General features: G+C 49.9%; 9 protein-coding genes. 3 read left to right on the top strand and 6 right to left on the bottom strand.

The window, feature by feature from the left end:
• Positions 1-139 precede the first annotated feature (139 nt).
• Positions 140-1561, top strand: a complete 1422-nt coding sequence (locus AC27K1_RS11930; protein WP_487150823.1) for a PhoPQ-activated protein PqaA family protein — start codon at positions 140-142, stop codon at positions 1559-1561.
• On the opposite strand, the gene AC27K1_RS11935 is transcribed toward AC27K1_RS11930, so the two are convergent.
• Complete coding sequence (locus AC27K1_RS11935; protein WP_487150824.1) at positions 1531-2469, bottom strand: 2Fe-2S iron-sulfur cluster-binding protein; 939 nt, start codon at positions 2467-2469, stop codon at positions 1531-1533. The genes AC27K1_RS11930 and AC27K1_RS11935 overlap by 31 nt on opposite strands.
• A 215-nt stretch (positions 2470-2684) precedes the next feature.
• Between AC27K1_RS11935 and AC27K1_RS11940 the strand changes: the two genes are divergently transcribed.
• Positions 2685-4205: a fumarate hydratase gene (locus AC27K1_RS11940; protein WP_487150825.1), complete on the top strand. Its 1521-nt coding sequence runs from the start codon at positions 2685-2687 to the stop codon at positions 4203-4205.
• Positions 4206-4438: 233 nt separating this feature from the next.
• On the opposite strand, the gene AC27K1_RS11945 is transcribed toward AC27K1_RS11940, so the two are convergent.
• The gene (locus AC27K1_RS11945) at positions 4439-5140 is read right to left on the bottom strand and encodes a GNAT family N-acetyltransferase (protein WP_487150826.1); all 702 of its coding nucleotides are present in this window, start codon (positions 5138-5140) and stop codon (positions 4439-4441) included.
• 848 nt (positions 5141-5988) lie between these two features.
• On the opposite strand from AC27K1_RS11945, the gene AC27K1_RS11950 reads away from it, so the two are divergent.
• Positions 5989-9651 (top strand): ankyrin repeat domain-containing protein, encoded by a 3663-nt coding sequence (locus AC27K1_RS11950; RefSeq protein ID WP_487150828.1) that lies wholly within the window; start codon positions 5989-5991, stop codon positions 9649-9651.
• Between the two features lie 225 nt (positions 9652-9876).
• Here the strand turns inward: AC27K1_RS11950 and AC27K1_RS11955 are convergent, their stop codons facing one another.
• From AC27K1_RS11955 to AC27K1_RS11970, 4 genes are all read right to left on the bottom strand, one after another.
• Entirely contained in the window at positions 9877-12732 is a 2856-nt protein-coding gene (locus AC27K1_RS11955) for a valine--tRNA ligase (RefSeq protein ID WP_487150830.1), read from the bottom strand.
• A gap of 266 nt (positions 12733-12998) precedes the next feature.
• Positions 12999-15248 carry a leukocidin family pore-forming toxin gene (locus AC27K1_RS11960; protein WP_487150832.1) on the bottom strand — a complete coding sequence of 750 codons (2250 nt, stop codon included), beginning with the start codon at positions 15246-15248 and terminating at the stop codon, positions 12999-13001.
• Positions 15249-15527: 279 nt separating this feature from the next.
• Positions 15528-17564 carry an RICIN domain-containing protein gene (locus AC27K1_RS11965; protein ID WP_487150834.1) on the bottom strand — a complete coding sequence of 679 codons (2037 nt, stop codon included), beginning with the start codon at positions 17562-17564 and terminating at the stop codon, positions 15528-15530.
• 505 nt (positions 17565-18069) lie between these two features.
• Positions 18070-20379 carry a ricin-type beta-trefoil lectin domain protein gene (locus AC27K1_RS11970; RefSeq protein WP_487150835.1) on the bottom strand — a complete coding sequence of 770 codons (2310 nt, stop codon included), beginning with the start codon at positions 20377-20379 and terminating at the stop codon, positions 18070-18072.
• Between the last annotated feature and the right edge of the window lie 78 nt (positions 20380-20457).

Consider the following 20457-nt stretch of genomic DNA (forward strand, 5'->3'; position numbering starts at 1 on the left):
ATTAATTGGGAATAATGGCATGGCTTGCGTAAGTTTCATGTTTAACAGTGGTAGGCTGGTGGTACATATTCTTGCAGGAATGCTGGTGGTTATGCCGGTACTGTCTGCCTGTAGTATGCATAGGAGTGAGGATCATTCTTTGCAAAGGACTGCGTTAGATGATTATATCCAGCAACCCGATCCCAGCTGGGAATGGACGCTGGAAGGTGAAGTGTGGCAAACGGTTGCACAGGCCTCAAACCCCCGGGTGAAACGTTACCAGGTCAGCATGGTTTCCCAGACCTGGAAAGCAGCGATCAAACATGGGGTGTCAGACCCGGCATGGCGTCATCGGCTTGTCATTTACCGTCCGGAAGTGGTTCGTTCAAACAAGGCTTTTCTGTTTATTGATGGGGGAACCCGTTACCCGAGTCAACCGGAAGTGGGCGACGCAACCTACGATATTTTTAACCAGGTCGATTTTGCCAGCATTGCCGCCAAAACGGGGGCTGTAGTGGTTGATTTAAAGGATGTTCCCAACCAGTACCTGCGTTTTTCCGATGGCAAAGCACGAAAAGAAGACGATCTCATCGCCTGGACCTGGTATCACTATTTGCAGGATCCGGATGCCAATGAAGCCTTGCCGCTACAGTTTCCCATGGTCAAATCGGCTGTTCGGGCAATGGATACGGTACAGGCCGTTTTATCCTATAAAGGCGTCAGCGTGGATTATTTTGTTCTGGCAGGTGCTTCCAAGCGCGGTTGGACTGCCTGGCTGACCGCTGCGGTCGATAACCGGACAGATTCACTCATACCAGTGGTCATTGATATCCTCAAGGGGGAGGCTTTCATTGATCATGTTTACAAGGCGCACCAGGGGCCGATACCGGCACTGAGTGATTATTACGCGCCGGAACATGATGTGATTGCCTATGCACATACACCGGAGATGCGGCGTCTCTTGATGCTGGTGGATCCATTCCGTTACCGGGAACGTCTGAACATGCCGAAATACATTGTGACGGCATCGGGCGATGATTTTTTTCCACCGGATTCCGCCCGGCTTTACCTGAATGAATTATTGGGACCGACCTGGATGCGCACGTTTCCCAATAGCAGGCATTACGTTTTCAGGGATCCGGGCGGGATGGCAAGGGCAACCGAGACCTTTGAAGCGTTTTTAGGGGCAAGGGTCGAAAACCGGGTTTTACCCAATGTCAATTGGCAGCTGTCAGCGCCAGGCCGTTTGTCTGCCACGATGGATCATTGTCCTAAACGCGCCACATTATGGCAGGTCACCAACCCTGATGCCCGGGATTTCCGGATGACGGCGCTCACGCCCAATGGCCTGCAGTACTACCCGGCTGACGTGCCTGTTCATCATGGCACACCCTGCCAGTTTGCCATTGATATTGATACCCCCCCAACCGGCTGGACAGCATGGTTTGTTGAACTTGCCTTTGATAATGCCCCGTACCCGGATATCGTTCTGACCTCACAAGTCTCGGTCATCCCTGATCTGTATCCTGATTCATGCTATACGAGCAAGGATCAGTCAGAAGAGTGCATGACAAAAGGTTGAGCATTCACCCGTGACCTGGCGATGCCCCTGCCAATGAGGTGTCGTTGTACGGAAAGAACGGTTTCTGCATTGCCCATGAGCAGGATGTTTGCCTGTTGGAAGCGACGATCCGCGAGCAGTTCATCAATGGTGTTGGTCGTATTTTGGCTGGTTGTCTGTATAAATTCCGAGGTCGGGAAAGGGTAATCCTGAAGGTAAAACGATTCGGGCGTATCTGTTTCAGTGTGGAGTAATGTGGCAATGGTGGCCTGGGGGGACAGGGTGAGCACATCCCGTGTAATGGCCATCGCGCAGCCAATACCGACGCCGCTACCCAGGATAATCATGGGGCCACTATGGTGTTCGGGCTGGTAATAGCATGAACCGGCCAATTCGCTTAATGTGACTTTGGTGCCGATATCGGCTTCATCAAACAGCCAGCTGCCCATATGGCTCCCGGCACGTCGTTCAATATGAATCAGCAACTCGCTATCCTGCCCAGGTTGGGACAAGAGGCAGAAGCGTCGGCTACTGGTTGGATTGCGCCAAATGAGAATATGTTGCCCCGGCCGATAGTCCAGGGGCATCCTGGGAGCCAGCCGCATGGCGAGTAATGTGGCGGAAAGGAAACGTTTCTCCGTGACCAGGGCGGGTTGTGGCTGAAGGTGGCGTTCAGGCAGGCGAACCGTTATGTCGTTGGCCGGGAAGCACTGACAGGCCAGGAAAAAACCACTGTTAATCTGATCCTGCGATAATCCGGGGGAGGCTTCGCCGGGAACTTCCCCCTGCGTTGCCTGCATAAGGCAGGAGTGACACAGGCCAGCGCGACAAGACCATGGCACCCGGCAATGGTTTGCCAGCAGGGTGTCAAGGAGCGATTCTCCGGGGGCTGCGGCATAGCTTTGGTTGCCGAAATGGATTTTTGCCATTGTGGCTCTTAACGAGACTTATTTGCCAAACTGGTTTGAGTGTAACCGAGATACCGGGGATAAAGCACCTCTAAAAGGCGCCGAATCACTGTCTGTGTGGATAGTGATATACTGCACCGGCAAATTCACAATAATGTATTACCGTGTCCAGCCATGGCGAAGGTCTGCCCATTGGAGAGTGAGCAGATGTGCCAGTCAAAGGAGTCCGGAAAGCGATGACCGTCATACGAGAAGAAGACTTTGTGCAGAGTATTGCCGATGCCCTGCAGTTCATTTCCTACTATCATCCCGTTGATTTTATCAAGGCTGTGCATGAGGCGTATGAAAAGGAGCAGTCCCAGGCTGCCAGGGATGCCATGGCGCAGATCCTGATTAATTCCCGTATGTGTGCAACCGGTCGGCGACCGATCTGCCAGGATACGGGGATTGTCACGGTATTTCTCAAGATTGGCATGGATGTACGCTTTGAGACAAAGCTGGGTGTGGAAGACCTGGTCAATGAAGGTGTGCGGCGGGCCTATACGCACCCGGATAACGTATTGCGTGCTTCCATTCTTGCTGACCCGGCTGGCAAGCGCCAGAACACCAGGGACAATACCCCTGCCGTTATTCATACCAGCCTGGTGCCCGGAGACAAGGTAGAGGTCCAGGTTGCAGCCAAAGGTGGCGGCTCCGAGAACAAATCCAAACTGGCCATGCTGAATCCGTCGGATGATATTGTTGAGTGGGTGGTCAAGACAGTGCCAACCATGGGAGCAGGCTGGTGTCCGCCCGGTATGCTGGGTATTGGTATTGGGGGTACGGCTGAAAAAGCCGCGGTATTGGCCAAGCAGTCGCTGATGGATCCTATCGATATTCATGAGTTGCGGGCGCGAGGTCCCCAGAGCAAAACGGAAGAACTCCGTCTGGAGATTTTTGAAGCCGTCAATAATCTTGGTATTGGTGCGCAGGGATTGGGTGGCCTGACTACGGTTCTTGATATCAAGATTCTGGATTATCCGACCCATGCGGCCTCCAAGCCTGTGGCCATGATTCCAAACTGCGCCGCTACCCGTCATGCGCACTTTACACTCGATGGCACCGGTCCTGCGGTATTGACACCGCCATCTATGGACGACTACCCGGATATTACCTGGGAGGTTGGCGATAGTGTTCGTCGGGTCAACCTGGACACGATAACCGCAGAAGATGTGAGGGAGTGGCAACCCGGGGAAACGGTGTTGCTTTCAGGCAAGATGCTGACTGGCCGTGATGCTGCCCACAAGCGTATGGTTGATATGCTTGCCAAAGGTGAAACGTTGCCCGTGGATCTGAAAAACCGTTTCATTTATTACGTGGGTCCGGTTGATCCTGTGCGTGATGAGGTGGTGGGACCGGCGGGCCCGACGACGTCTACCCGGATGGACAAGTTCACCCGAACCATGCTGGAGCAGACGGGGTTGATCGGCATGATTGGTAAAGCAGAGCGCGGACCCGCGGCGATTGAGGCAATCAGGGATAATCAGGCCGTTTACCTGATGGCTGTAGGCGGAGCCGCCTATCTCGTGGCCCAGGCGGTTAAAAAAGCCGAGGTGGTGGCGTTTGACGATCTTGGGATGGAAGCCATCTATGAGTTTGATATAGCCGATATGCCTGTGACAGTTGCCGTTGATAGCAAGGGAACGTCTGTACACCAGACAGGACCAGAAGAGTGGCGTGCCAAAATAGCGGAATTCGAGCCGGTGAAAATACGCTGATTGTGTAAGGGAGGGGGCTTTATAGCCCCCTTGTCTTTTTTAGGGCAAGCCTTGGTTGTCTATCAGTGTTTACTGATCTCCTTGAGAAAGTCTGCTACTTCTGATGTGAAATAATGACATGCTCGCAGGAAATACCTGAAAGACATTCAAAAACGGATGTTTGACATAGGATGCGGGCATGGCGAGGCGTGGAAGAAACATTCAAACCTGGCTGTAACAAAGCAAACCCCTGCTTAAAGAAAACGATTCACAACACAGTGTGTATCGCGGTTGAGATCGTTCAAATCAAGCAGGGTAAAGACTGCAGCTGAGCCAAAATCGGGATCCCAACTGGGTTCACCGCAGACCTTGGCGCCTAAACGGAGGCAAAACTTGAGGAACGGCGGTATGCAGGTGACCACATTTTCTGGCAGGTCAATTTGGGGCAATGGTACCAGCGGTGTGGCTTGAATACGGCGGGTATCAAGGTGGTTTGCGCGAATAGTCCGCATGGTTGCTTCAGCCTGTATTCCCCCATCCAGCATGCTGATGCTGGCCATGCCTATCAGGAATCGAACATCAGTGTCGGCCGTGAGTACTTTAGAGAGTGCCTCCCAGAGACTGAGTATGACCCCCCTGTTTCGGTAATCTTCATGTATGCAGACTCTGCCCAGTTCCAGGATGGGTGCGGGTAAATCGCTAAGGCCGGGAAGAATAAACTCACTTTCGCTGTAAAAAGAGCCAAGTAGCCTGGCTTTTTCCTCCGTGAGTAGACGGGTTGTGGCAACGGTTTGATTATTAGTGCGATCCTTCACGATAATGTGGCGACAGAGCGGATCGAAGACATCATAGTCCAACCCGTTTTCGCAATTGGGAAATCGTGAACCATAGGTCTGAGTAAAAACCCTGTGCCTTAATCTCATAATGGCTTCAATGTCGTCACGATTGATAGCCATTCTTGCTTCAAAGGGTGACCTGTTTCTACTTCTGCTTGTTTTGGCATTTGTTGGCATCGAGGTTTACCTGTCTGTCATGACTGCTCAGAGATAATGAATAAAAAGCATCGGGTTGCTCTGCCGCTCTGATACTGGCAGCCATTCGTCATCATGTTTTGAGGGGGTAAAAATCATTGCTTCCTCTCATGGCGTTATATGGTTATGCAAAAAAAAGACCCGCACAGCCATCAGTAATGCTGGTGTCACACAAGGATAGACATATGCTTGAAAGGCGCTCCATTAATTACCGGATTTTATTTATAAGCGTCAGTGAGTATCCGACATTCGGTTTGGCGAAAAAATTATAAAAGAGGGGACGTTCAAATCCAGATGCATTATTTCGAATGTGTTGAAGATTGAATTTTTCAAGCTTTATCTGATGAAGGTTTTAATTGGTATGTTTACTAATGTTAACTGGAAAGGGGGAGTTGGTCTGTTAGTGTAATTTAATGTAACTGAATGGTTTGCGTTTTTGGTTGTTCTGATAAATGTTTTTTCGAAAGGGCTGGTTTCAGGGCGTAATAGAGCGTCCTTTGCAAACGTGTTGCCTGTTGTTGAGTAAAGCTGCTGAGTAAAATTATTTTGTCGTTTATGAAAAAGAATGCATAGGTCTGTTTAGTGAATTGTCAGGGTTTTTGAATCTGATGACAAATGCTGTTTTAGTTAATAACAAAGCTTGAATCTAATTGTTGATTGAGTGTCATTTTTAATAGTGCTGATGCTTATTGTGTTGGTCTTGTTGAAGTTGTTTCAATGAGTTAACTGTAGTGTCAGGTTGTGTTTATGTATTTTTACTAAAGGAGTTCATTATGCAAAGAGCATCCAAAGCATCCGGAGTATCCCCGTCACCCACCGGTTCGCCTTCCTCAACAGAAAAATCAACGCAGCAGGAAAAAGATATTTCGAAAATGAAAAGAGAAAAGCTTGGTCAAAAGCTGCTTAAGTCTCTGGATGAGCGCAATATTAAATTAGAAAAAGTTAATGCCCTTATTGTTGGTGCGGATTTAGGTCAAACAGGACGTGACGGTGAAAGTGCATTGCATAAAGCGTGTGAACTTGGTCACTTTGAACTTGTTAAAGCTTTGGTTGAGCATGGGGCGGAGGTGAACGCTGCCACAAAGAAAGGCACAAAGAAAGGTTGGACTCCGTTGTATAATGCTATTCACGCAGGAAAAGGTTCTAAAGAAGAAGGTGAACAGTTAAAAATTGTCAACTATCTCGTGAGTAAGGGAGCAGATATTGATCCTGGTGAGCGTACTGTCGATTTAACGCCTCTCCATTTGGCTCTTATTGAACAACGTCCTCAAATAGCGGAAGTTTTGTTAAAAGACTCTGCTGTATTGGATCGCCGAATGAAAAATGGTGAAGTGGCTTTGCATTTGGCAATTAATGGTGGTTATACCAAGATAGCTTTGTTGATTATACAATATACGTCTTCTCTAGATGCAACTGATAAAAGCGGATATACACCGCTGCATTTGGCAATTAAAAAAGGGTATTCTGACGTGGCCATTGCACTGATCAAACGCTGTCCCGATTTCTCGATTAAAACACCTGAGGGAAAGGCTGCATTGCATTTGGCTATAGAGAAACAACAGCTTGAAGTTGTACAAACTCTATTGGCTTATTATGCAGATCCGAAAGCTGAAATGACCAATGGTAGAACACCATTGCAGATGGCTATCGATTTAGATAACGAGGATATTGCCGTTGCTCTGATTCAGACGATTAAGAATGGCGCCGAATTGGATAAGGTAGATAGTGAAGGACGCAGGCCACTTCAGCTGGCGATAATGAAAAAACAGACAGAAGTTGTCAAACAACTACTTTATTACAAAGCAGATCCGAAAGCTGAAATGGCCGATGGCAGAACAACCCCATTGCAGATGGCTATCGATTTAGATGTCGAGGATATTGCCGTTGCACTGATTCAGAATGGCGCCGAAGTGAATAAGGTAGATAAAAAACAACGCAGGCCACTTCAGCTGGCGATAATGAAAAAACAGACAGAAGTTGTCAAACAACTACTTTATTACGAAGCAGATCCGAAAGCTGAAATGACCGATGGCAGAACCCCATTACAGATGGCTATCGATTTAGATGTCGAGGATATTGCCGTTGCTCTGATTAAGAAGATTTACTATGGCACCGAATTGGATAAGGCAGATAGTAACAGGCGCAGGCCGCTTCAGTTGGCGATAATGAAAAAACAACTAGAAGTTGTAAAAACACTACTTGATTACTCTGTGGATCCGAATGCTGAAATGAACGATGGCAGAACCCCATTGCGGATGGCTATCGATTTAGGCGTTGAGGATATTGCCGTTGCTCTGATTAAGAAACGGGCTGATGTGAAGGAAGAAGATAGAGAAGGGCCAAAGCCACTTCATCTGGCGATAATGAAAAAACAACTAGAAGTTGCAAAAGCACTACTTGATTACTATGCGAATCCGAATGCTGAAATGACCGATGGCAGAAGCCCATTGCAGATGGCTATTGATTCAGGCGTTGAGGATATTGCCGTTGCTCTGATTAATAAACGGGCTGATTTGAATAAAGAAGATGATGAAGGCCGCAAACCACTTCAGTTAGCGATAATGAAAGATCAGCCGAAAGTGGTCAAAAGCCTGCTTGATTACTCTGTGGATCCGAATACTGCAATGACAGATGGCAGAAGCCCATTGCAGCTGGCTATGGATTCAGGCGTTGAGGATATTGCTGTCACGCTAATTAAAAATAACGCTGATTTGAATAAAGAGGATGGTGAAGGCCGCAAACCACTTCAGATTGCGACAACAATGAAAGCGATGCACAAAGTCATTGACATACTGCCTCAAAAGGGAGCGAATGTAGATGAAATCGATACGGAAGGAAAAACAGCATTACACAGAGCTAGTGAGAAGTGCGATTTTGAAGCAGTTAAAATACTTTTAGCCAATAAGGCGAATCCTGACGTGTGCGACAGTGAAGGACTCACTGTAGTAGAAAGAATTAGAACAATAAGACGCCTGCCTGCAGGAGCAGATCAAGTAATATGGAAAGTGATTGGGCTCAGTGATAAATCTGCGAATTCTCCTAGTTTCGGAGCGGACAGGGATACTCCACTGAACTTTGCTATCAAGAAGTTGAAGGCGAAAGATTTGGTCAATGAATTAATGGCAGGCGGACGTGTTGATGTAACGATTAAATCAGCAGATGAGAAAACACCGTTATTTCTGGCTATAGAGAATGGCTTGGAGGACGTTGCCGTCATGTTGGCAAAGAAAAAACTTTGTATCAATGAGCCAGATAAACAGGGCCGGTTGCCATTGCACGAAGCGATTAAGAGAGAGTGGTCTGAAGTTGCCTTGTTACTTCTCAAAAACGGGGCTAACCCTATGGCTAAGGCAGAAGATAGAACGCCGTTGATTTTGGCTGCAAAGCATGGTGTGCCGGATGTTGCTATCTGGCTGGCTGAGGGAGGGCATGGTGTCAATGAACAAGACCCTGATGGCCGGACACCATTGGTTGAAGCATTCTTCGCTAAAAAAGGGTTTATGAACCATGTAATTGCAACTACGTTGCTCCGGTGCGGTGCCGATCCAACGATTGGGAAGGGCGCCTCGCAACCGTTTATTCATTGGGTGCTGAGAGGAAGATCTTATCGACCAGAACTTCTGCAGTTATTACTTAAAGCCAAGGCTCCTGTGAATTTTATTGAGCAAGATGCTTCCGGCAAATATACACCATTACAACTTGCCTGTATAAAAAACAATCTTGATGCAGTAGAACAACTTCTGAAATATGGCGCGGAACCTAATACCCCCAACATAATAAGCAAGCGTATGGCATTGCATTATGCCGCTGAATTTGCAGCTGAGGAGATCTTGAAAACCCTGTTGGAAATAGAAAATATCAAAGTTAATAGTCAGGATGAAGACGGCAATACAGCACTTCACTGTGCAATTAAGAAAGCCCGGTGTGTGGCTATCAGGCAATTGATGCTTAAAAACGCGAGTCTTGAGTTGGCAAACAAGGAAGGAATGACATGCATTCAGCTGGCTGGAGAGCTTCAGCGAGCGGATGTTATCAAAGTCTTTGAAGAGTTTGGTCACACTGTAGAGAGCGTTCCGGCTGCTTCTGCTGAAGTCCATGCGTCTGGTGGTGAGAAATCATCTGCAGCTAAAAAAGAATCGCTAGGAGACAGGATAAGAAGATCTATGCGCTTAAAATCAAAACCTGAAACGACAAGTAAGGCAGCTGCAGCAGAAGCTTCGTCCTTGCCAGGGGCAAGTGCCACGCCGGAGAGCAAAGGAGCATCTGCTTCTGGTGATAAGTCTGGAAAGGAAGATGTTAAGGCTGTCAGGAAAAAGTCGACGAAACTTAGTCGTTCATCCAAAAAAGAGGGTGATGACCAGGGGAAGCAACATCCTGAACAGTTGGAAATGGAACCCCGACATCAGCCTGGAACATCAAGTCAGGGTGACAAGTAAAAGGACATTGATGTTCCTGTAGTGTGGAGGCGCATCGCCTGTTGAACAGGATGTCTCTGCGAATGGCATGAAACCGGATAATGATTGCTACTTGGGATAAAGCCGGTTTGACTTGTTATCATTGGGATTGCCGGCCATATGACAGCATTACCTGCTGTCATATGGCCGGACTTGATAGCCAGGGACACGCTTTGGCGTTAAAGCATGTAGAACTGCTGGCGTGGCTTAGAGTTGCCGGATAGTCTCCATTTGTTCTACCAGCTTCGCCCTGGCTGATTCCGCTTCTGCCAGCTTGGCCTTTTCTTTCTCAACCACATCAGCAGGCGCCTTGCTGACAAATTTTTCATTGCCGAGCTTGCCGGCCAGTCGAGCAGCTTCTTTCTGCAGGCGATCCACTTCCTTGGTCAGACGCGCCAGCTCTGCTTCCTTGTCAATCAGGTCAGCCATCGGCACCAGGACTTCCATCGTACCGACCAGCTGGGTCGCGGACATGGGGGCGGTTTCCGAGGCGTCGAGAGCGCGAATATCGCTCAGCTTGGCCAGTTTCTTGAGGTAGGAATGGTTTTCTGCCAACCGTGCCTTGTCTTCTTCGGTACAGTTTCTCAGCAGAACATCCAGTGCTTTACCCGGTGCGATATTCATTTCACCACGGATATTGCGGATGCCGTCAATCACGCCCTTGAGCCATTCAATATCCTGGTCAGCCTGGGGATCAATCCTGGTTTCATCCGGCGCGGGGAATGCCTGCAACATGATGGTGTCGCCATCCTGACCCGCCAATGCCTTCACTTTCTGCCAGATCTCTTCCGTGATGTAAGGCATGAAGGGGTGCGCCATGCGGAGAATGGTTTCCAGTACGCGAACCAGTGTACGACGGGTGCCGCGCTTACGTGCATCTGACGCGCCTTCATCCCACAGAACCGGTTTGGACAGTTCCAGGTACCAGTCACAGTATTCGTTCCAGACAAATTCATACAATGCCTGGGAAGCGTGATCCAGGCGGAAAGACTCGATCGCTTCGGCAACGGTTTTTTCCGTTTGCTGCAAACGGGAGATGATCCAGCGGTCTGCCAGGCTCAATTCCACCTCTCCACCGTTCTGGCCACAGTCTTCACCTTCGGTATTCATCAGGACATACCGGGTAGCATTCCAGATCTTGTTGCAGAAGTTCCGGTAACCTTCGATCCGGCCCATGTCGAACTTGATGTCACGTCCGGTGGAGGCCAGGGAGTAGAAGGTGTAGCGCAGGGCATCGGTTCCGAAGGCGGCGATACCGTCCGGGAAATGCTTGCGGGTCTGCTTTTCAATCTTGGCGGCCAGCTGGGGCTGCATCATGTTGCCCGTACGCTTTTCAACCAGGGTTTCCAGTTCAATGCCGTCAATCAGGTCCAGCGGGTCGAGCACGTTACCCTTGGACTTGGACATTTTCTGGCCTTCCTGGTCACGGACCAGACCGTGTACGTAAACGTACTTGAACGGTACCTGGGACTTGCCGTCTTCATCTTTCATGAAGTGCAGGGTCATCATGATCATCCGGGCAACCCAGAAGAAGATGATGTCAAAGCCAGTGACCAGGACGTCTGTCGGATGGAAAGTCTTCAGACGTTCTGTTGCTTCGGGCCAGCCTAGGGTGCCGAAGGTCCAGAGCGCGGAAGAAAACCAGGTGTCGAGCACATCGTCGTCCTGGCGCAGGGTGATGTCAGCAGACAGTTTATGCTTGTCGCGAATCTCGGCTTCATTGTGGCCGACATAGACATTGCCCTGCTCGTCATACCAGGCAGGAATGCGGTGGCCCCACCAGAGCTGACGGGAGATACACCAGTCCTGGATGTCACGCATCCAGGCGTAGTACATGTTTTCGTACTGCTTGGGAACGAACTGGATCTCACCGTCTTCAACGGCCTTGATTGCCGGTTCTGCCAGCGGCTTGGCGCGGACAAACCACTGGTCAGTCAGCAGCGGTTCAATGATGACGCCGGAACGGTCGCCATAGGGAACGGTCAGGTCATGGTCCTTGATGTCGTCCAGCAAACCAGCAGCGTCCAGATCAGCCAGAATCTGCTTGCGGGCTGCAAAGCGCTCCATGCCCCGGTACGTTTCAGGGATGAAAGTGTCGATGCTGTCGTTTGGCGTGCCGTCCATGTTGAAGGCATCGGCCTTATCGCTGATGTCGCCGTTGAGCGTCATCACGTTGATCATGGGCAGGTTGCAGCGCTTGCCGACTTCGTAGTCGTTGAAGTCGTGGGCAGGGGTAATTTTTACGCAGCCAGTGCCTTTTTCCATATCGGCGTGTTCATCACCGACGATCGGAATACGACGGTTGACCAGTGGCAGGATGATCTCCTTGCCGATCAGCATCTTGTAGCGCGGGTCTTCCGGGTTTACGGCAACGCCGGTATCACCCAGCATGGTTTCCGGACGGGTGGTGGCGACAACAATGTAGTCTTTGCCTTCGCTGGTGGTTTCGCCATCGGCCAGCGGATAGCGCAGGTGCCACATATGGCCTTTGACGTCTTTGTTTTCGACTTCAAGGTCAGAGATGGCGGTATGCAGTTTCGGATCCCAGTTGACCAGTCGCTTGCCGCGGTAGATCAGGCCGTCTTCGTGCAGCCGGATAAAGACTTCCTGTACCGCTTTGTAGAAGCCATCATCCATGGTGAAACGCTCGGTTGCCCAGTCGACCGAGGCGCCAAGGCGACGCAGCTGGCGGGTGATGGTGCCGCCGGATTCGTTCTTCCATTCCCAGACTTTATCCAGGAACTGTTCGCGGCCCAGGTCGTGACGGCTCTGGCCGGTTTCGACGGCCAGCTTGCGCTCGACCAGCATCTGGGTAGCAATGCCGGCATGGTCGGTGCCCACCTGCCAGAGGGTGTTGTTGCCCTTCATGCGGTGGTAACGGATCAGGGCATCCATGATGGAGTCCTGGAAGGCATGGCCCATGTGCAGGCTGCCGGTGACATTGGGCGGGGGGATCATGATGGTGTAGGACTGACCTTCGCCGGTCGGGGCGAAGTAACCGTTGTCTTCCCAAGTCTGATACCAGGAACGCTCAATGGCGTGGGGGTTGTAGGTCTTCTCCATAGCGGGGATAAAACTGCCTGTCGGAGGTTAAAAGGATGAGATTATATGCGGCGTATCATACTTTATCATGCCTTTATGTCGACAGGGCAGGAATATAGTCGGGCGGGGCAAATCTGGGGCATTCAGTGACGTGTTACGTTAGAGAGCCATCATAAGCTGTATTGATCAAGGTGGCCTGTTGAAACACGTCGGCCTGGCCTTAATCAATACGGCTTCTGATGTGCTCGCTTTATGCTTCTAACGTCAATGATGTGATGCTGTTATCGTCAATCATCCTCCCCTGATAGCTTAATTGACGTTGTAGACTCCTGTGGTTGTACGGTGTAACCGTCGCCTGTCTCTTCATAGATGAATGAGTGTGCATAGGCTTCAGATGGGCCATCCGTGCCTTGTGCGTCATCGCGTTCAGTGAGTGCTTGTCCGTGGTGTTGTGCTTCGCCGGCTTCTTTAGTCTTAACGGCTGTACTGTCCTTGTCAGATGCATCTGACCCTTTGTTGCTATCCTGCTCATGCACTTCAACCGTTGATTGCATGGATAACGCAGAAACTGTCAACGTGCCGTCCACCTGGGGTTTTCTAATAAAATTACGCCATACGGTGGGTGTTTGCGTGTGTGGGCAGGCAATGACCCGACCGTCATCGCTGATGGTCATGGCGCCTCCCAGGTTGTTGTGGAGACGGTCATCGTTCCAGTCCCACTTCTGGTTCGCAGCATGTGAGCAGGGGTGTATGGTTAAGGTTTCATGTCCTTCCCGCGTCAGGCAGCGGTCGGGGGCGAGAAACGACTTGTAACGTAATTCTGAGTCCATTCCCCAGATCTGGTTTTGCTCGAATGTACATTCAGCAATACCAACCTTGCTGCCCACGACCGGGTTACTGTCGATGACTTCCAGGCAAAGGCCATTGGCGCTGGATTCTTTATAGGCCTCCAGCGAGGTGGGAATTTCGGCATTAAAAAATGTCGCACCCCAGTTAACCGTGAGATGTTGGCGGAAACTGTATTTGGTACCTTTCATACCCCATGGCGTGTAGTGCTGGAACAAAAAGGCATACTGAACCCTGCCACCGAGAGCGACGGGTTTGATGGCGCTTTCAAACTCGATGACAGAGATGTCGGTCTTGTCTGCGGGTACCTGGAAGGTGGCAGAGAAGCCTGGTGTAAAACTCGAGTAAGCGGCCGCGGAAAACGCGACATCATCATAAAACCAGTCCTGACACCAGAGTTCACAGGTACGCTGTGTACGCCAGTGCTTGGCGTATTTGTCGAATTCGCGGCTCCAGATCCAGGCCGCTTTATCCGTGATGCCCGCACGTGACAGGTTAATCAGCTCATATTCATGGTTGTTATAGCTGATGGCTCGCTCACTGGTGTAGGTGAATGAGAGGCCTGGCGTAATACCAGAGAACCCGAGAGGGTTGGTGCCAGAGAGGTTGGCCGGGTTAAACAGGGTAGGGCCACCGCTGACACCGACCTGGAGGCCCACAGTGTGCATAATTTGTGATTCTTTCGGATGGTTGCTGGGAATCGTATTAAACAGGTGGACATCAGGATCCCTGGACTGGATCGTGACGTAGTAACTGTCAGCAACGGGGCCAAACCAGGTTTCCCTGTTGGCCCAGCTCTGGAACCATCCGTGCTTATGGGAAGGTTGATCAATCAGGTGCCAGCCAGCCCCGCCATTGGATGAAGGGTCAACCGTAATCCGTATGTATTTGGCATCGTCTGCGCCGCCGCTGACGGTCGCCACTGATCGAATCAAGTCCACGGTGTAGAACATGGAAACACTGGCGCCCCTGTTGCAGGGGTCGATCATTTCGTCCTCCCAATACCAGCTGCCAGTCGTGCCATTGCCGTGAAAATCCGCCCCCACCATGCAGGGGAAACCGGTGTAGCGAAGCTCTACGGGAATCGAAACCTCCGGCCGGTAATACTGGTCTCTCCCCTTGTCACGTGATGTACGGCCCTGTTTCCAGGTGGTCACCATCGTATGGGTTTCCGTAGCCAGTTGTTCAATCTCATGGCTGGTAAGGCGATCGGGTGTTTCTGTGTAAGTCATCAGCTCCTTGTATTCGGGGGTACCGTCAGGGGTTTTCCGGAGCATGACAATAGTGCTGTCAAAACCAATTCCGCCGAGAAGGGCGCTTAATGCCTGGGCATCCGATTGATGGGGCTGCTCTGAATTATCAATGATGACCGTGTGTCCATTGGATAATGCTTGCTGTAGATCGTTGATCTGCGATGCCGTCAATGATGAGCGGGCATTGACCGTGTGCAGGTTCAGAGGGAGCCGGTGAGTATTTCGTTTGTCGTTTTTTGTTTTGAATTGATTTTGTAGCTCAGTAGCATACTGGGTGGGTTCACCATACGTATGGATGCGTGTCATTCCCAGGTACTTTGATTCAAACGCCTGGTTGATTATTGGTGTCTCTGAAAAAGCCGTCAATGCGATAAATAATGGTAATCCAGCAACAGAAAGGTAACCCAACTGTTTTAAATGGCCATTAAGCAAGGTCATGCAAATACCCTCATTGTGACGTGTTACGTTCGTTTGTTCTCTGAATCCACAAACATAGTCCTAAGGCTGTTCTGTTTTGCCTGCTTGTGTCCTGTGTCTACGAGCCATGAAAAAAATTATGTTTTTTATAGTGTTGATTCTGTTGTGTGATTAGAGGATGCGCCAGTCGAGGTAGCGATTGATTTTTTATGAACGATTTTTAATAAGTTGTACGCTTCTATTGTTTTGGCTAATAGGATTCGATAATAGGTCATGTCATTTAAAAACCTGTTGGTGTCTTTATTGATTGCTGCTGGGAGCATTCGAAAATTCTGTTTGGCTAATCGGTATTGATTGAATGGATAAAACGTCAGATGGTGTAGGCTTTCTCAGAAAGCTGCGCCATTGCAGGGTGTTGGTGTCAGTATCGCTGATGCTCACCGAACCATCTGGCGTTGCAGTCAAGTATCCTCCGAGTTTGCTGACTAACTTGTCGTTTTGCCATTCCCACTTTTGATTGGCTGCATGGGTACACTGTTGGACAGTAAGAGAATCATTGTCTTCCCGTGTTAAACAGAGATCCTGGGCAAGGCGTGATTTATAGCGGTTATCGTTATCCATTCCCCAGATTTGGCTGGGTTGGAAGTGGCAGTGGTATAAATCTACGTGCCCTATACCTTCATCAATGTCACTTTCAGTGATATTCAGGCAAAGGCCCATTTCGCTGTTTTCTCTATAGGCTTCGATAGAGACAGGAATGTCAGGATTGAAAAGCGTGGATCCCCAGTTCACTCTCAGGTTCTGTACAAAGGTATAGGTACTCCCTTTTCGGCTCCAGGGCGCATAGTGTTGCAGCAGGAATTTGTACTGAACCCTTCCCCCAAGGGCTACGACGTTGGCGCTACCGGTGAACTTGATCGTGGATTGGTCCATCTTTTCTGCCGGAGCCCGGAATGTGGCAGAAAAGCCTGGAGAAAAGTGGGCATAAGCCGCAGGGGTAAAGGCGTTATCGTCAAAAAACGGATCACTGCACCAGAGCGAGCATATTCTGTTGGTGCGCCACCCATCACTGTATTTATCAAACTCACGGGTCCACAGCCAGGACGCGGTTGCCGTGGCATCGTCAATGGATCGATTGATAATGGCGTACTCGTAGTTATTGTAAATAACGGCACGATCGACAGTGGATCCAAATTTCAGGGGTAATCCCAGCGTGGCGTCGGCCGGTATTGAAACGCCACCTGGCAACATGACCCCAATCGCGATGGAAGGTAAGGCAACAATATGGCTGTGCTGGGGTTTGTTGTCAGGAACCGACTGGTATAGGCGTATTTCAGGGTCGCGTGATGCCAGTTTGACAGAATAATCTTCAACAATAGGGCCAAACCACTCAATTCTGTTGGTCTGGCTTTGAAACCAGAGGTTTCTGTGTGTGGGTTTATCTGAGAAGTGCCAACCTGCACCCCCATCACCTTCCGGGTTCAGTGTGATGCGGACGTATTTTGCATCTTCAGTCCCTCCCTCTTCAGTAGAAACAGAACGAATAAAATCCACCGTGTAAAACAGTGATACGCTGGCCTTGTTCTCACAGGCATCAATCGTGTCGGCATCCCAGCGGGATACGCCCGTTACGCTGTTTCCGTTATATTCTTTTCCGACCATGCAGGGAAAGCCGGTATGACGTATTTCTACATTAATGGTTGTTTCAGGACGGTAAGTGACGCTGCTGTCCCTGTAGGCGGAAGGTGTCGCTGCCCTGAATCGTTGTTTTGCTGTCCATGGCTCTAACATCCTGTAGGCCTCATCAGCCATTTTCTGGTGCCGATATTGGGTGTATTCCATCAGCGATGGCATCGGGGTGTCGGCGTTAAAAAAAGACAGTGCTTTGTATTCCGGTTTTTGACTGGCATCCTGCCGGATCATCAGTACGGGGCTACTGAAGCCGATTCCTCCAATACGGGTGCTGAAATCGCTTGTGTCATCACCGTTATTGGTACCGTCGAGGATGATGATGGCGCCCTTTGACAAGTCATTTTGTATGCTTGCCAGTGACGATTCTGACAGTGGTTCCCTGGTGTTGATATACACGACATGGTTTGGAGACGTTCTTTGCTGGCTGCCAGTGTTATTGTGTTCTGCAAACGCTGTAAGCAGGGCGGAACCGAATTCAGACAAACTGCCATATTCTGATACGAGCACGTCAGAAGAATCGGGTTGCTGGGAAAGGGGGACAATCGAATTGGCGTATGAGGCTAATGAGAGCAGGATTACAGTAGCAAAGGCGGCCTGTCTTGCAGAAGTTGTATAGGGTGTCGTTCGCTTATCGATATTGGCCATACAAAATACCTGATGGGTCAATGAATTAGAATGTCACACACTCTTTTTTGCTATTCATGTCTGCTCACTGGGACTGTCATTTTCAATTGCCTCCGGATTCATTCGTCAGGCATATTTTGGTTTTATGACATTGCATGTTTTTGATACTGATAGATGGGTTTATCAATAAATAGAAATTCCCTGAGCTTCCAGAAAACACCCTTGGATGATTTGATGTTTGTGTAGATGATTTTGATGCTTTACTCATTTAATGCAGCAAAAATGACTATTAAAATATCTGTGTCTATCGCTATAGTTTAAAAAAAAGCGATTTGCTAGTTGGTTGTTGATGTTTTTACAAAAAGCCAACAAAAGTATACGTGTAAATAAAAAAGTCAGCTGCCTTTCATTATCAGGATGATGTTTCCGGGTTTGCATTGCTGGTTTAGCCTGACATTCGATTAGCAAGAAAAGGTTGTTCGGTGATTGTCGTTGAACCGAACAACCTGATTTCACGATGTAGTATTTATGATGAACGTGGTGATTCAATGGATAATGCATCCGTAATATCCGCTTTGCGGATATGACTTTTCCAGAATGTCGCTTCAGCCTTGTTCCAGTTTGTCATGATCCTGCCATCTGCCGAGATGTTGAGATAACCGCTGATGGGATTGGATAGCGTGTTGTCACTCCATCTCCACTTCTGGGCTGCACTGCGATTACACCGGTCGAGCGAAACCGTATTGTTTTCATTGGCGCTCAGGCAATAGTTGTGTGCCAGGAAAGACCTCAATCGATGTTCTGTATCCAGCCCCCAGATTTGATTGGGGTCGAACTGGCAATGGCTGATCGTTGCGAGGTTGTCGTCATCATCAAACTCCGGGGCTGTAAGGCAGGCACCATCAGCGGTATCAATACTGGCTTCCAGAGAGATGGGTATTTCGGCGGCAAAAATACTGGAATCCCAGTCGATAGTGAGATCCTGAATCAGTTTGTGTTCCATGCCTTTACGGCTGAAGGGCGCATATTTCTGATAAAAGAACTGGTATTGAACGCGCCCTCCGAGGGCAACCGGTGTTATGGCGCTGGTGAAACGAATGGTTGAACGGCCGGATTTGTTGGCCGATACCATGAATGTGGCAGAAAAGCCCGGTGTGAAATGCGCATAGGCCGCCGGTGAGAACTCGCGGTCATCAAAAAACCAGTCGCTGCACCAGAGGGGACAGGTGTTATTGGTTCGCCAGCTGGCTGCGTACTTGTCAAATTCCCTGCTCCAGATCCAGGCGGCAGTATCGGTATCGTACGACCTTGAGAGGTTAATGACTTCGTACTCATAATTGGTGTAGGAAATGGATCGCTCGCTCTTGTAACTGTAAGAGGGTTCCAGGTCCCGAAACTGGGCTGTACGATAGGTCGGGCGTTTTCTGTTGCTGGCTTGATCAAGTAATGCTTCAAGATCAACCTCTTCCTCACTGTCATCTTCGGGTTCATGTGTGTGGCAACAGCTCCCGTCCTGTCCATGACCGGCATGCTCCAGGTGGCTGTAGTCGTCTTTGGGCCTGGAGACCTCGTCTTCCTCTTGCTCATCAGGAAGCACGCCTGTGCCTGAGATGCCGGGAGTCCCGGTGCCGGAACTGCCAGAGCCCGAGCCACTGGAACCGGACGCGCCTTGCCCTCCGCCACCGCAACAGCATCCACCCCCACCGCCCGGGCCTGCGCCGCCGCTGGGACCTGCCTGTGGCGCTTGTGCACCACCACCGTGATCGTGATGACAGCAACCACCTCCATCATCGCCACCGGCTCCACCACCTCCATCACCACCGCCTCCTCCATCTCCTGCACCTCCTCCATCTCCTGCACCTCCTCCATCCCCCGGGCCGCCAGCGGGTGCAGGGTGTGCCGGGAGGTCGAAATCGATGGCCAGCGCTACACCGATTTCAATCTTGGTGGTGTAGGTGACCTCCGAGTGCCTGGGCTGATTGTCCGGGATGGCATGGTACAGGCGCATATCTGCATCCAGGGGCTCGAGTGATACAGAATAGTTGTCAGCGATAGGGCCAAACCAGGTTTCCCGGTTGGTACGGCTTTCATACCAGGTATGATAATGCCTGGGTTGATCCACAAGATGCCATCCTGCACCCGCATTGGAGCCAGGATCCATGGTTATACGAACGTATTTGGCATTATGTGACGCCTTGCTGTTTCGATTGGAGCGGATCAGGTCAACGTTATAGAAAAAGGAAACGCTGGCACTGTTTTCACAGGCATCAACCAGCTCACCAGACCAGGCGGAATAGCCCGTGACGTTATTGCCCTCATAGCGGCTGCCGACCATGCAGGGAAAACCCAGCTGGCGAATCTCAATAGGAATCGACACCTCGGGTTTCCATACCGGTACTCTGCCTCCGGGTTTTGGGCCTGATCGATGCAGGGGACGCTTGAGCCAGGGCTGTAGCATCCGGTGGCATTCTGTGGCCAGTTGCTCTGCTTCAAATTCCAGATGCTCTGTTGTGGGCTTTGGGTTGGTTTCAATACGGCTGAACCATTCAAGTTCTTTGAATTCTGGCGATCCGTCAGGTCTTTTCCTGATCATGACAATGGTGCTGTTAAAACCGATGCCGCCAATTCTGGTACTGAGTTCTTTTATTGTGTCGGAATAATCAACGGTGCCATCTAAAATGGCTATGCCGCCAGTATTCAATGAAACTTTGATATCCCTGATCTCATCCGGATTCAATGGCACGCTGCTGTTAACATAAAGAATATTGGGGATGTTGTGATAGTCTGTCTTTCCTGCCTGAAAGTGATCTGACAGGCGTTGTCCAAAATGGGTCAATGGGCCATAGTGCGTTATTGGTATTGAAGGTAGTGATTGTCCCTGTGCGTTATAAGCATACAACAATAAAATTGCCGA

The organism is Kistimonas ophiarachnellae, assembly GCF_057552235.1.